14 protein-coding genes are annotated in these 11,700 nt (G+C 71.2%); 5 read left to right on the top strand and 9 right to left on the bottom strand.

Annotated features, from left to right (window positions below; all coding sequences use genetic code 11):
• The first annotated feature begins 9 nt into the window (after window positions 1-9).
• Window positions 10-510 carry a peptide deformylase gene (def, locus tag ACXIZN_RS20780; protein WP_037343240.1) on the top strand — a complete coding sequence of 167 codons (501 nt, stop codon included), beginning with the start codon at window positions 10-12 and terminating at the stop codon, window positions 508-510.
• 64 nt (window positions 511-574) lie between these two features.
• Here def and ACXIZN_RS20785 read toward each other — a convergent pair whose 3' ends face one another.
• The 4 genes from ACXIZN_RS20785 to ACXIZN_RS20800 form a co-directional block, all read right to left on the bottom strand.
• A complete protein-coding gene (locus ACXIZN_RS20785) occupies window positions 575-1,660 on the bottom strand; it encodes a GNAT family N-acetyltransferase (RefSeq protein WP_257488056.1) in 1,086 nt (361 codons plus the stop codon).
• Window positions 1,661-1,754: 94 nt separating this feature from the next.
• The gene (locus ACXIZN_RS20790) at window positions 1,755-2,423 is read right to left on the bottom strand and encodes a VOC family protein (protein ID WP_457956330.1); all 669 of its coding nucleotides are present in this window, start codon (window positions 2,421-2,423) and stop codon (window positions 1,755-1,757) included.
• A 102-nt stretch (window positions 2,424-2,525) separates the two neighbouring features.
• On the bottom strand, window positions 2,526-3,290 hold the full coding sequence (locus ACXIZN_RS20795; protein WP_126734944.1) for a maleylpyruvate isomerase family mycothiol-dependent enzyme: 765 nt from the start codon (window positions 3,288-3,290) through the stop codon (window positions 2,526-2,528).
• 195 nt (window positions 3,291-3,485) lie between these two features.
• The gene (locus ACXIZN_RS20800; protein ID WP_126734945.1) at window positions 3,486-3,968 is read right to left on the bottom strand and encodes an SAV_6107 family HEPN domain-containing protein; all 483 of its coding nucleotides are present in this window, start codon (window positions 3,966-3,968) and stop codon (window positions 3,486-3,488) included.
• Window positions 3,969-4,189: 221 nt separating this feature from the next.
• Between ACXIZN_RS20800 and ACXIZN_RS20805 the strand changes: the two genes are divergently transcribed.
• Window positions 4,190-4,711 carry a YbaK/EbsC family protein gene (locus ACXIZN_RS20805; protein WP_457956331.1) on the top strand — a complete coding sequence of 174 codons (522 nt, stop codon included), beginning with the start codon at window positions 4,190-4,192 and terminating at the stop codon, window positions 4,709-4,711.
• Complete coding sequence (locus tag ACXIZN_RS20810; protein WP_016332697.1) at window positions 4,708-5,271, top strand: GNAT family N-acetyltransferase; 564 nt, start codon at window positions 4,708-4,710, stop codon at window positions 5,269-5,271. The genes ACXIZN_RS20805 and ACXIZN_RS20810 overlap by 4 nt, the downstream gene beginning before the upstream one ends.
• A gap of 156 nt (window positions 5,272-5,427) precedes the next feature.
• Here the strand turns inward: ACXIZN_RS20810 and ACXIZN_RS20815 are convergent, their stop codons facing one another.
• From ACXIZN_RS20815 to ACXIZN_RS20825, 3 genes are all read right to left on the bottom strand, one after another.
• Window positions 5,428-6,309, bottom strand: coding sequence for a DMT family transporter (locus ACXIZN_RS20815; RefSeq protein ID WP_457956333.1), 882 nt, complete (start codon window positions 6,307-6,309; stop codon window positions 5,428-5,430).
• A gap of 240 nt (window positions 6,310-6,549) precedes the next feature.
• On the bottom strand, window positions 6,550-8,235 hold the full coding sequence (locus tag ACXIZN_RS20820; RefSeq protein ID WP_457956335.1) for a DUF885 domain-containing protein: 1,686 nt from the start codon (window positions 8,233-8,235) through the stop codon (window positions 6,550-6,552).
• A gap of 42 nt (window positions 8,236-8,277) precedes the next feature.
• A complete protein-coding gene (locus ACXIZN_RS20825) occupies window positions 8,278-9,162 on the bottom strand; it encodes a methylenetetrahydrofolate reductase (protein WP_457956337.1) in 885 nt (294 codons plus the stop codon).
• 136 nt (window positions 9,163-9,298) lie between these two features.
• On the opposite strand from ACXIZN_RS20825, the gene merB reads away from it, so the two are divergent.
• A complete protein-coding gene (merB, locus tag ACXIZN_RS20830) occupies window positions 9,299-9,976 on the top strand; it encodes an organomercurial lyase (RefSeq protein ID WP_457956338.1) in 678 nt (225 codons plus the stop codon).
• 134 nt (window positions 9,977-10,110) lie between these two features.
• Here merB and ACXIZN_RS20835 read toward each other — a convergent pair whose 3' ends face one another.
• Together ACXIZN_RS20835 and ACXIZN_RS20840 are read right to left on the bottom strand one after the other, a co-directional pair.
• Window positions 10,111-10,416, bottom strand: a complete 306-nt coding sequence (locus ACXIZN_RS20835; protein WP_457956340.1) for an AzlD domain-containing protein — start codon at window positions 10,414-10,416, stop codon at window positions 10,111-10,113.
• The gene (locus ACXIZN_RS20840; RefSeq protein WP_457956342.1) at window positions 10,413-11,090 is read right to left on the bottom strand and encodes an AzlC family ABC transporter permease; all 678 of its coding nucleotides are present in this window, start codon (window positions 11,088-11,090) and stop codon (window positions 10,413-10,415) included. Before ACXIZN_RS20840 ends, ACXIZN_RS20835 begins: the two co-directional genes overlap by 4 nt.
• A 47-nt stretch (window positions 11,091-11,137) precedes the next feature.
• On the opposite strand from ACXIZN_RS20840, the gene ACXIZN_RS20845 reads away from it, so the two are divergent.
• Window positions 11,138-11,686, top strand: coding sequence for a CGNR zinc finger domain-containing protein (locus tag ACXIZN_RS20845; RefSeq protein WP_457956343.1), 549 nt, complete (start codon window positions 11,138-11,140; stop codon window positions 11,684-11,686).
• Window positions 11,687-11,700: the final 14 nt, after the last annotated feature.

The following is an 11,700-nucleotide window of genomic DNA, read 5'->3' on the forward strand; positions in this document are numbered from 1 at the left end:
CGTTCGAACATGGTGATGCGCGACCTGCGCTATTTCGGGGATCCCGTGCTCAAGACCGTATGCGACCCGGTCACGACATTCGACAAGAAGATCGAGTCGCTGGTGACCGATCTGATGGACGGGGTGAAACCGGCCGGGCGCGCGGGGCTCGCGGCGCCGCAGATCGGGGTCGGGCTGCGGGTGTTCAGCTACGACGTCGGCGGGCTGAGCGGGTACGTGATCAACCCCGAGATCGTCGAGCTGTCCGAAGAGACACACGAGATCGGTGAGGGCTGCCTCTCGGTGCCGGAACTGTGGTTCCCGGTCGTCCGCGCGAAGCACGCCGTGGTGCGCGGTGTCGACCTGCGCAACGAACCGGTCGAGGTCGAGGGCGTCGACGTGCTCGCCCAGTGCCTGCAGCACGAGACCGACCACCTCGACGGCAAGCTGTACCTCGAGCGCCTCACTCCCGAACGCAAGAAGCGCGCGTTGGGCGAGGCCCGCGGCAAAGACTGGTTCTGGAACCGCTGACCCACTCCCGCATTTAGTCCTCTGAATGCGGTGGTTGGCACCACGAACTACCGCATCCAGAGGACTAAATGCGGGCGTCGGGGAGCCGGAAGCGCAGGGTGCCCGGGTCGCCGGGGGCGCGTTCGGGCCGGAGCCCCACGCGGGTGGCGGTGCGATGGAGGGAGTCGTCGCCGGGGAGGCAGACGGCGGTGAGTTCGCGTTCCCCCTTGGCCATGGCGAGAGTGGCGAGCCGGGTCAGCAGAGCGGTGCCGATGCCTTGGCGCTGCCAGGAATCCTCGACCAGCAGCGAGACTTCGGCCGCGCCGCCGTCGGCGGACGGGATCAGCTGGCCGAGACCGATCACGTCCCGGCCGCAGACCGCGAGCAGGCTGATCCCGCGCGGCGGCATCAGGAGCCGGTGCAGCCAGCGACGCGGCACGGCGCGCATTCCGGTGTGGTAGCGGTGGAAGAGCGTCGTCATCGAGCATCTCTGGTGCAGCGCGGACACCGCTTCCGCGTCACCGGGGACACCCTTGCGGAGGACGATCGCGGCGCCGTCGGCCCGGTCGAGCACGATCGGACCGGTCACGTTGTCGCGGACGGCGGCGATCAGGCCGGTCAGCGCGACGGCGCGGCTCAGTTCCAGTTCGACGAACGGCGACCACCGGCGGCGCGCGACGAACGCGGCGCCGTCCCCCGCCGGGAACACCGCGCGGTGCCCGCCTTCCGTGCGGGCCGGGTTCGCCTCGATCGACGGGACCTTGGTGACGACGTCGGCCGCGAGGACGCCGCGGAGCACTTCCGCGAGGCCGCCGGGCTCCTCGACGGCCCGCTTGGCCGCGGTGAGTGTCGCGGTGGCCGGGTCGACCAGTTCGGCCAGATCCGCGTCGATGACGGCGGAGCATTCGCATCCTTCGTCGCGGATCGCGTCGACGAGCAGCTGGCGCGGCAGGCCGGTGGCCGGACGCAGGACGATCTCGTCGAGCACGCCGCCGGGGACCGGGAGCACCGACAGCCCGAGGATGTTGCATTCGAGGTCGGCGAGCCGGATCGCGATCCTGGCCAGCGTGCCGGGGCGGTCGTCCACGCGGATCCGGACGCGCCAGGCCGACGCGGCGGCGGTCTCTTCGCGGGGATGGACCAGGGTGGGCCGGGCTCGATAGGTCTCCATGACTCCACGGTCCCGGCCGGTTGTTGCCTGCCAACGGCGCGGGTGTTTCGCTCACGTCAGCGTTCGATGTCACCGCGCAACCCCGGCGAAACACTCAGCGGGGCGAAAGCACGCTGAACTCGTTGCCCTCCGGATCCGCCATGGCATCGCCACGCTCCCCCGACGCGCCCAGCTCCCGCAGGCGCCGGATCTCGGCCGCCCGGCTCTTGCCCCGCCGTGGCGCGATCTCGAACCACAGCCTGTTCCTGTGCTGCTTCTCTTCTCGCGTGGCGAGGAACTCGATCCACGGGCCGCGGCCGTCCGGTGGCCGCAGGCCGACGATCGTCTTCTCCCGGACGCCGACCTCCCAGCCCAGGGCGGCCGCCCAGAACCGCGCGAGCCGCTCTGGATCGAGCGCGTCGGTGACCACCGAGGCGATCGCGCCGGTGCCTTCGTACTGCTCGCGTGGCTCGAGGACGCAGAACTCGTTGCCCTCGGGGTCCGCGAGCACCACCCACGGCACCCGTTTCTCCTCCGGCGGGCCCTGGCCGATGTCGATGTGCCGTGCGCCGAGGGACAGCGCACGGTCCACCAGCTCGGCCTGGTGCCCGGGCGAACGGCTCGCCAGATCCAGGTGCAGCCGGTTCTTGCCCCGTTTGGGGCCCGCCTCGGAGCGGAACGCCGGTTCGAACGGGGCGTCCCAGCTGAACAGCCCTTCCCAGAAACCCGCCAGATCTCTGGGAAGGGCCGAGTCGAAGACCAGGTTCACCAGCTGTGCCACCACACCGGTGAATCTAGACGGCACCACCGACACTTCCGGGCGTTCCGGGCACATCTTCAAGCTCCGCCGACTGGCGCTGACCGGTTTGGCTTCCCCACCGACCGGTCATCGGGTCGCGAGCCGCAGAAGGGCCCAGAGTTGTCCCGCCATGTCCTGGTCTCCGCTGACCGTCACCGCCGTCGGACCCGCCCGGCCCCAGAGCCAGCGGTAGATCTTGTCCGGCTTGCCGGTGACCAGGTCGTCCGCGCGCTGGGCCTCCTCGGCCGAGCACCGCCAGGCGACCGTTTCCGTGGGCCCCGCCCTGGCGATCCAGGTGTGGCCCGCGGTGCGCACGCCGACCGAGCCGGTCTTGGTGCCGGACAGCCCCAGCAACGGCAGCCGCTGGCCGAACCAGAGCACCAGCGCCTCGTCGATCCCGTCGAGTGCCACGTCTTCGGGGATCTCCGAGACGTCCCGGCCGGCCGCGCCCTCCGCGTCGATCCGGTGGATCGTCGTCTCGTGCGCCATCCGCCGCCGCCAGAACCCGTAGCTGCGGTCCGCCGGCCACCAGGTCGGCGCCAGTTCGTCCGGATCGTGCGCGGACAGTTCGGCGACGAGTTCGTCCCGGCCCTCGCGGAAGTACTCCGCCAGGCTCTGTCCCGGCCCCGGTTTGCGCTGCCAGTGCTCGGGACGCCGTCCGTCGGTGATCCAGCGGCGGGTGACCCGGTACACGCTGCCCACGTGCCTGAGGACCTCCCCGAGCGTCCAGCCCGGGCAGGTCGGGACCGGCGCGTCGGCGGACGCGGTATGCGCCACCTGGGCCATCAACTCGGTTTCGGCGCCGATCACCTCCAGGAACCTGCCCTGGTCGATCATGGCCTGCCCGGCCATCGGGCACCCCCTCTCCGTGGCGCGTTCTGTCTCTCGGTGAACCCGCGTCCGCGATCGCGTCGGCAGGCCGCGACCTGGTCTTTCAAGTCACGAAGGTGGTGAAGGCGGCCTGCCACCGCGATCGCGGGGCCTTCGGCCAGGCGGGTTCACGGGATGGCCACTTTCCGGACGAACCGCAGCGCCGCCGACCGGCTGCTAAGCCACATGCGCCGAATCACCCATCGGCAGCCCGTGCACCACCCGTCGCACCAGTTCCAGGAACACCGTGGCGGCCCGGGTCAGCTCGTCCGCCAGCTCGACGGTGACCTTGCCGGTGATCCCCGCCTGGGCTGCGGCCCGCGTCGCCGAATTGGCCGCGAAGAACGCCGCCCATTCCTTGAGCTCGGGCGCGACGGAATCGAGCAGCACCCAGCCGCTCGCCGGCCGGGCACGGCCCCGGTGCGGACGGCCTCGGGCCTCCAGCACCGCCGCCGCGCCGCGCAGCGCGGCGAGATACGCCCCGATGAACCGCTCCGCGGGATCGCTTTCCCGCTCTGCTTCGGCGAGCCCCCGCCTCGCCTGTGCGTACAAGGAGACCGCCGCGGGTGGTGCCGGCGGGCGCAACGACATGGGCAGGGCGGGCTGTGCGGCGCCCCCCGGCCTCTCGGCTTCGTCGGGGGACACGACCGAAACGGACATGACGACCCTCCTCCTGTACGTGAGCGCCTGCCGGTGCCCGGCGCCGAGGCGCTTCCCCCGCCCCCGCGCCGGGCACCTACCGGTGCGCGCTCACCGAATGTCGAACGTCTGTTCGAACAAGTCCAATGTAACCCCGAAGTGCCCCATTCCTCAACCCCGTACCGGGGTGATCGCCGCATGTGGTGCGGGACACGGCATCGGCCACGTGATCTCATAGGCGTATGAGCACCATCGACCATCCCTCGGTGGCCAAGGTCGCGGCCGCGCTCGCCGAGGCGGGCCAGCACGCCGCCGCCGACGGGATCCGGATCCTCCCCGCCGAAGTCCGCACGGCCGCGCAGGCCGCCGAAGCGCTCGGTGTCGAGGTCGGCGCGATCGCGAACAGCCTCGTCTTCCGCAGCCGCGCCGGCGACACGGAAACGGCCCTGCTCGCCCTGACCTCCGGCGCGCACCGCGCCGACACCGGCCTCCTCGCTTCGCTGACCGGCGCCGACGAGATCGGGAAGGCCGACGCGGATTTCGTCCGCGCGCACACCGGTCAGCCGATCGGCGGCGTCGCCCCGGTCGGTCACCCGAAGGCGTTGACCACCCTCGTCGACACCGCGTTACGCGCATACGACGTGGTCTGGGCCGCCGCCGGACATCCGAAGTCGGTGTACCCCACGACGTTCGACGACCTCGTCGCGCTGACCGGGGGCACTCCCGCGGACGTCGCGGGCGGCGGGCAGGATGGGCGCCCGTGACCGCGATGTCCTCGGAATGCACCCGTTACGTCCAGCTGTCCGCGGACGAGTTCCGCGCCCGGCTCCCCGAGGCGCTGACCATCTACGTCAACGCCATGCGCTACCCCGAAGGCACGGCGGAGCAACGCGCGCCGATGTGGCTCACGCACGCGCTGCGCGAAGGCTGGCGCTGCATGGCCGCGCTCGACGCGGACGGCGTCCTGCTCGGGCTCGCCTACGGCTACAAGGGCCGCGGCGGCCAGTGGTGGCACGAACAGGTCCGCCACGGCCTGACCCGGCGTGAGGGCCAGGCCGCCGCCGAGCACTGGATGTCCGACTACTTCGAGCTCACCGAGATCCACGTCAGCCCCGAAAGCCAGGGGAAGCGGATCGGCGAGGACCTCCTGCGACGGCTGCTCGACGGCGTGCCCAGCGCCCACGTCCTCCTCTCCACGCCGGAAGGAACCAGCCGGGCCTGGAACCTGTACCGGCGGGTCGGGTTCGTCGACGTGCTGCGGGACTACCACTTCGCCGGGGATCCGCGGCCGTTCGCGATCCTCGGCCGGACGCTGCCGCTCTAGGTCGGGTCCGGTAGGTCGGTTCGCTGGGCTTCGTGATCCAGGTGGTTCCTGACGGTGCGGGCGGATCGGCCTCGTACCGTCGTACTCGGCCGATCCGCCCGTGCCGCCAGGGAGCACCTGGGCGCGAAGACCGCGGACCGACCTACCTGACGCGGCCTAGGGCCTCGAATACGCCACGGTGAGCGCGGCGATGAGCACCACCGCGCCGGACCAGCCCACGGCGCCGAGCCGTTCCCCGAGCACGGCCATCGACAGCAGCGCGGCGGTCAACGGTTCGAGCAGGGCGGACAACGCGGCCAGTACGGGATGCGCGCTTTCGAGACCGCGGAAGTACGCGGCGTACGCCAGCGCCGTCGGCACGACGCCGAAGTAGACGACGAGCGCGAGCACGTCGGCCTGGAACGGCACGGCCATCCCGAACCACAGCGCCGCGGGAGCGAGCGCGGCGCCGCCGATCAGGCAGCCGAAAGCCGTGGTGGGCAAGGGATCGAGGCCTTCGACACGGGTCGCGGTCACCAGTGTCAGCGCGGCGAACCCGGCCGCGGCGAGCAGGGCGAACAGCACTCCGGCGACGTCGGCCTCCTGGCCGGGCGTCCACTGCAGCAGCGCGAGCCCGACGAGGGATCCGGCCACGGACACCGCCGTCCACGCTCCGGGCAGGCGGCGGGTCATGACGGCCGTCGCGACGGCGAGCAGGACGGGCGCGCTGCCGATGGTGGTCATCGTCGCGACGCTCACCGAACTCAGCGAGACCGAGGCGAAGTAGCTGGTCTGGAAGAGGGCGAACAAACCGCCGACCGCCAGGAGGCGACGGCGGACCCGGGGTGTGCGGGGGAGGCCGCGAAGGCCTCCGGTGAGCCAGAGATAGCCGGTGGCGATCACGCCGCCGATGAGCAGCCGGTACGCGGCGACGCTCAGTGGATGCAGTCCCGCGCGGGACGCGAGCAGGGATCCGGCGAGGCCGCCGGTCCCCCAGAGGACTCCGGCGAGGACGAGCGCGGCCGACGATCGGGCGCGCGTGGGTACGGCAACGGACATGGGGAAACGCTCCTGCGTCTGTGTCGGTCGGAAAGGACGTCGACGACGCGGGGTGCTTCAGTGCAGCACGGATCGGCCGGGCGGCTGGAACGCCGCGCGGCCGGAGACACCCCGCTCAGGAGGCGGGGGGTGGGGTGACGAGAAAGATCCGGTGCACGAGGCGAACGTATCAAGGCGGGCAAGTGAATAAACCTGAAGGACGCTTTCCCCGCGTGTGACGCGGGGAAAGCGCCCTTCGGCTCAGTCGAGCGCGGCCAGCATCTCCCGCAGCGTGTCCAGCCCCATCCCGCCGAGCGCCAGCGCCCGCGTGTGGAACTGCTTGATGTCGAACGCGTCGCCCTGCCGCGCGCGGGCCTCCTCGCGGGCGGCGAGCCAGAGCCGTTCGCCGAGCTTGTACGACGGCGCCTGCCCGGGCCAGCCCAGGTAACGGTCGATCTCGTCGTGCACGTGGGCCGGGTCGGTGACGGTCCGGGTGAGCATGAACTCCAGGCCCAGTTCGGGCGTCCACCGCTCGCCCTCGTGGAAGCCGGTGCCCGCCGGGATCTCCAGTTCCAGGTGCATGCCGATGTCGACGATCACGCGCGCGGCGCGGAACAGCTGCTCGGACAGCATGCCGAGCAGTTCGCCATCGTCGGCGAGGAAGCCGAGGTCCTCCATCAGCCGCTCGGAGTACAGCGCCCAGCCCTCGGCGTGCCCGGAGGTGAACGCCAGCAGCCGCTGGTACTTGTTGAGCGACTCCGACTGGTCGACCGCGGTCGCGATCTGCAGGTGGTGGCCCGGCGCGCCCTCGTGGTAGACGGTGCTGACCTCGCGCCAGGTGGTGAACTCGTCCCGGCCCTGCGGCAGCGACCACCACATGCGGCCGGGGCGGGAGAAGTCCTCGCTCGGGCCGGTGTAGTACGCGCCGACGGTGCCGCCGGGCGGGGCGATCTTGCACTCCAGCGCCATCACCCGGTCGGAGATGTCGAAGTGCTTGCCGCGCAACGACTTCAGCGCGTTGTCGGACAGATTCTGCATCCAGGCCTGGAATTCGGCCCGGCCGCGGACGGTGTACTTGGGGTCGGCGTCGAGGACGGCGGCCGCCTCGGCGAGGGTGGCGCCGGGCTTGATCCGGCCGGCGACCTCGCGCATCTCGGTTTCGATACGGGTGAATTCGGCCCAGCCCCAGGCGTAGGCCTCGTCCAGGTCCAGGGTGGCGCCGGTGAACACCCGGGACCACAGCTTGTACACCTCGGCGCCGACGGCGTCCTTGACCGGCGCCAGCGGGGCGAGTTCGGCGCGGAGGAAACCGGCGAACTCCGCGTACGCCTCCTGGGCGGCGTGAGCGGCCTGGCCGAGTTCGGCGCGGAGCTTCTCGTCGACGTTCTTCGCACCCGAGACCAGCGTCTCGAAGAAACCGGTTTCGTCCTTCAGCCCCGCCCAGGTTTCGGCCTGTTCGGCGACCTTGCCGACCTGCCGCAACGCCGACACCCGGCCCGCGTCGGCGGCCGCGAGCAGCGAGACACGGAGACCGTCGAGCGCCTCGGGCACCCTCGCCATCCGGGCGGCGATCGTCGCCCAGTCCTCCGCGGTCTCGGTGGGCATGTAATCGAAGACCATGCGCACTTCCTGCACGGGGCTTTCGATCACGTTCAGCACCGCGAGGTCGAGACCGGCTTCGTGGATCTCGAGGTTCAGCGCGATCCGCTCGGTGAACACCGCTTTGGCCGCGCGTTCGCCGTCGTCGACGGGTTCGGCCGCTTCGATGTCGGCCAGCGCGCGGGCGGCGATCGCGGCCCTCGCCGCGTGTCCGGCGGGCGAGTAGTCGGTCAGTCGGTCGTCGTATCCGGTGATGCCGAACGTCGTCGCGGCGACCGGGTCGGCCGCGGCGTACTCGTCTACGTACCGGTCACAGATCTGGTGCACACTTCGCGCGGTTGAAGCCATGACCGGCACGCTACCGGGACGGCGGGCGACTTCGGTACGGAGTTACGCGCGGGCCGGGACCAGCCCGAGCCTGCTGACCACCTCACGCGTGGCCTTGGACCGGTTGAACGTGTAGAAGTGCAGGTCGGGGACGCCTTCGGCGATGAGCCGCTCACACAGTTCGGTCACCGCGTCGATCCCTTCGGCGCGGAAGGCCTTCGGGTCGCCGGCCAGCGGTTCGAGCCGGTCCAGCAGCCGCCGCGGCGCGGGCGCGCCCGACAGCTTGATCGACGTGTGCAGGGTCCGCGGCGTGGTCAGCGGCATGATCCCGGGGATGACCAGCGCCTCGCAGCCCGTGGCCGCCACCCGGTCGCGCAGGCGGAGGAAGTCCTCCGGCTCGAAGAACAGCTGCGCGATCGCGAAATCCGCGCCGGCGCGGAGCTTGCGCACGAGGTACTCGGTGTCGGCTTCGAGGTTCGCCGAGCGCGGGTGGCCGTACGGGAAGGCCGAGACGCCGACGCAGAAGTCGCCGAGCGAACGCACCAGCTCGACCAGTTCCTCGGCGTAGTTGAGCCCCTGCGGATGCGGGACCCAGTCGCCGTAGACGTCGCCCGGCGGGTCGCCCCGCAGCGCGAGGATGTTCCGCACGCCGACGGCGGCGTACCAGCCGATGACGTTGCGCAGTTCCGCGACCGAGTGGTTCACGGCGGTGAGGTGCGCCATCGGCACCAGCGTGGTCTCGGTGGCGACGCGGGCGATGCTGCGGATCGTGCCGTCGCGGCTGGAGCCGCCGGCGCCGTAGGTGATCGACATGTACGCCGGGTCGAGCGGCTCGAGCTCCCGGATCGACTTCCACAGGACGGCCTCGTCGGCCGCGTCGCGGGGCGGGAAGAACTCGATGGAGAACACGGGTCCATCACCCTGCAACCGCTCGACCACCGAAGTCATTCCGTCATTTTAAGGGGGAATGTCCGCTGGCTGGGAGCCCCCTCTCAGGCTTTGGGCGTGCGACTTCAGCCACGTACGAGCGGTTGCCGAGCGGCGCGAGCCTGGGGAGACTCGATGGCGAGCACAGGGAGCCGCCATGAGCGCCGAAACCGACACCAGCTGGGACGAGGACGTCCGCGTCGCGGTCTACCGCGCGTTCGCCGAGCACGGGAGGCCGCCGACGGCCCCGGAACTGGCCGACGCCGCCCACGGCTCACTCGCGGTGGCGAAACAGGCGCTGCACCGGCTCGCGGAGCGGCGGCATCTCGTGCTCGACGAATGCGAGCACGTCGTGCTGGCGCATCCGTTCGCGGCGATCCCGCTGGGGTTCTCCGTGATGGGCGCGCACACGCTGTGGTGGGGCGGCTGCGCGTGGGACGCGTTCGCGATCCCCCATCTGGTCAAGGCCGAACCCGAGGTGCTGGTGTCCACGCGCTGCCGTGGCTGCGGGGAGCCGCACGCCCTGCTGGTGAACGACCGGACCCCACCGAAGGGTGAACTGGTCGCGCACTTCCTGGTGCCGGTGGCGCGGATGTGGGACGACGTCGTGCACACCTGCGCCAACCAGCGCCTGTTCTGCGGTGAGTCCTGTGTGGACGGATGGCTGACGGAAACGGGGCAGGACAAGGGTTACGTCATGGATCTGGCGACGCTGTGGCGGCTCGCGGCGGGCTGGTACGAGGGCAGGCTCGAGCACGGGTACACCCGCCGGGATCCGGCCGCCGCGGCCGCGTACTTCGCGCAGGCCGGGCTGAGCGGGCCGTTCTGGAGCTAGACCGGGGGCCGCGACGGAAGGCCGTGTCGCGAAAGCCACTTTCGGGACATCTGACGTCCCGAAAGTGGCTTTCGCGACACGGCCACGGCACGGTCAGGAGCAGATCACGACATCCCGGCACGTACGTCCGCTCGCTAGACCAGGAACCGCAGTACCGCCGTGACGACGACCCCGCAGAGGATCGCGGCGAGCGCCGGGACGCGCAGCGCGTAGGTCACCGCGATCGCGGCCAGTCCGGCGCAGAGCGTCCAGTCGAGCCCGGACCAGGCAGGACCGGTCACGTCCGTGAGCACGAGACCGGCCAGCAACGCGGGCGCGAGCAGCGCGATCACGGCCGCGGCCCGCGGCGGCAGCGTCCGGTCGCCGAGCAGGACCGGCCCCGCCGCCTTGAACCCGATGCTGACCAGTGCCACGAGGACGATGGCGAGCCAGAGTGTCATCGCCGCACCCCCAGGCCGACCAGCGCGGCGGCCGCGGCGCCGATCAGGGCGAGCCCGACCGGAACGAACAGCACCAGGATCCCGGCCAGGCAGGCGGCGAGCGCCGCGGTGAGGACCGCCTGGCGCGAACGGCGCAGCTCGTCGATGAGCAGGACCAGGAAGAAGCCGGGGAACACGACGTCGAGCCCGAACCGCGAGACGACGTCCGGTGATGGCGCCGCCAGGACGCCGAGCACCGTCCCCAGCACCCACGCGGGCAGCTGGACGAGCGTGCAGCCGATGAGCTTTTCGCGATCGAAGCGCCCTTCGCCGAGGTGGGCGGCCACCCACGAGCCGTCGACGACGGCCTGGCCCTCCCACGCGCGGCGCAGGCGCCCGCCGCGCAGATCCGAGGCGACGGCGGCGCCCATCGGCAGGAACCGGGCGTTGATCAGGGCCGCCGCGCCGACCGCGACGGCGAGATTCCCGCCGCCCGCGAGCGCGGTGGCCATCGCGAACTGGGCCGAGCCGGAGAACACGACGACCGACGCGACGATCGGGGCGGCGATCCCCCACCCCAGCGTCTGGCTGTACGCGCCGAAGGTGACACCGAGAACGAAGGTCGCGACACCCAGGCCGAGCCCGACACGGGCGCCGGCCAGGTAGCTGTGCCGGCGCATCGACACCTCTGTCATAGCTCGACCCTAACAAGCTAAACTGAGTTTGACCATTAGGAGAAGTCATGGACGCCCACTGGGACGGGTACGACAGCATCGGCGGGAGCGTGCCGTTGGACCTGGTCAACACCGTTTCCTGGCGGCGCGACCCGGCCCGGCGGGAAGACCGGCTCTCCACCCCGGAACGGCTGTCCGAGTGGGTGGTCCTGGTCGGCGCGGGCACCGAGCGGCTGGAGATCTCCGAAGCCGTCCTGGAGGCGGTGAAGGACTTCCGCGAGACGCTGTACCGCGTACTCGCGTCGGACCCGCAGGACGTCACGCCGCTGCGGAAGCCCCTGCTGGCTGCGTATCGGCACGCCGGACTCGCGCCGTCCCTGCCCTTGCGGTGGACGGTTCCGCTGACGGACGACACCGCGTTGCCGCACTTCCTCGCGCTGGAGGCCGAAGACCTGCTCAGGTCCGGCGACCTGGACCGGATCCGCGAGTGCGAGGGCCCGGGGTGCGGCTGGGTCTTCACCGACCACACGCGCAACCGCTCGCGGCGCTGGTGCAGTTCGTCCGACTGCGGGAACCGGGCACGGGCGAAACGACACTACGACAAGACCCGCGTTTAGTGCTCCGGATGCGG

Source organism: Amycolatopsis sp. TRM77291 (assembly GCF_054166285.1).

What these genes read in the sequence shown, in the direction of transcription:
- merB (WP_457956338.1), top strand. Translation starts at nt 9,299, where the DNA reads ATGAGCGCCGAAACCGACACCAGCTGGGACGAGGACGTCCGCGTCGCG.
- ACXIZN_RS20835 (WP_457956340.1), bottom strand. Translation starts at nt 10,416, where the DNA reads ATGACACTCTGGCTCGCCATCGTCCTCGTGGCACTGGTCAGCATCGGG.
- ACXIZN_RS20785 (WP_257488056.1), bottom strand. Translation starts at nt 1,660, where the DNA reads ATGGAGACCTATCGAGCCCGGCCCACCCTGGTCCATCCCCGCGAAGAG.
- ACXIZN_RS20820 (WP_457956335.1), bottom strand. Translation starts at nt 8,235, where the DNA reads ATGGCTTCAACCGCGCGAAGTGTGCACCAGATCTGTGACCGGTACGTA.
- ACXIZN_RS20800 (WP_126734945.1), bottom strand. Translation starts at nt 3,968, where the DNA reads ATGTCCGTTTCGGTCGTGTCCCCCGACGAAGCCGAGAGGCCGGGGGGC.
- ACXIZN_RS20825 (WP_457956337.1), bottom strand. Translation starts at nt 9,162, where the DNA reads ATGACTTCGGTGGTCGAGCGGTTGCAGGGTGATGGACCCGTGTTCTCC.
- ACXIZN_RS20795 (WP_126734944.1), bottom strand. Translation starts at nt 3,290, where the DNA reads ATGGCCGGGCAGGCCATGATCGACCAGGGCAGGTTCCTGGAGGTGATC.
- ACXIZN_RS20815 (WP_457956333.1), bottom strand. Translation starts at nt 6,309, where the DNA reads ATGTCCGTTGCCGTACCCACGCGCGCCCGATCGTCGGCCGCGCTCGTC.
- ACXIZN_RS20805 (WP_457956331.1), top strand. Translation starts at nt 4,190, where the DNA reads ATGAGCACCATCGACCATCCCTCGGTGGCCAAGGTCGCGGCCGCGCTC.
- def (WP_037343240.1), top strand. Translation starts at nt 10, where the DNA reads ATGGTGATGCGCGACCTGCGCTATTTCGGGGATCCCGTGCTCAAGACC.
- ACXIZN_RS20840 (WP_457956342.1), bottom strand. Translation starts at nt 11,090, where the DNA reads ATGACAGAGGTGTCGATGCGCCGGCACAGCTACCTGGCCGGCGCCCGT.
- ACXIZN_RS20845 (WP_457956343.1), top strand. Translation starts at nt 11,138, where the DNA reads ATGGACGCCCACTGGGACGGGTACGACAGCATCGGCGGGAGCGTGCCG.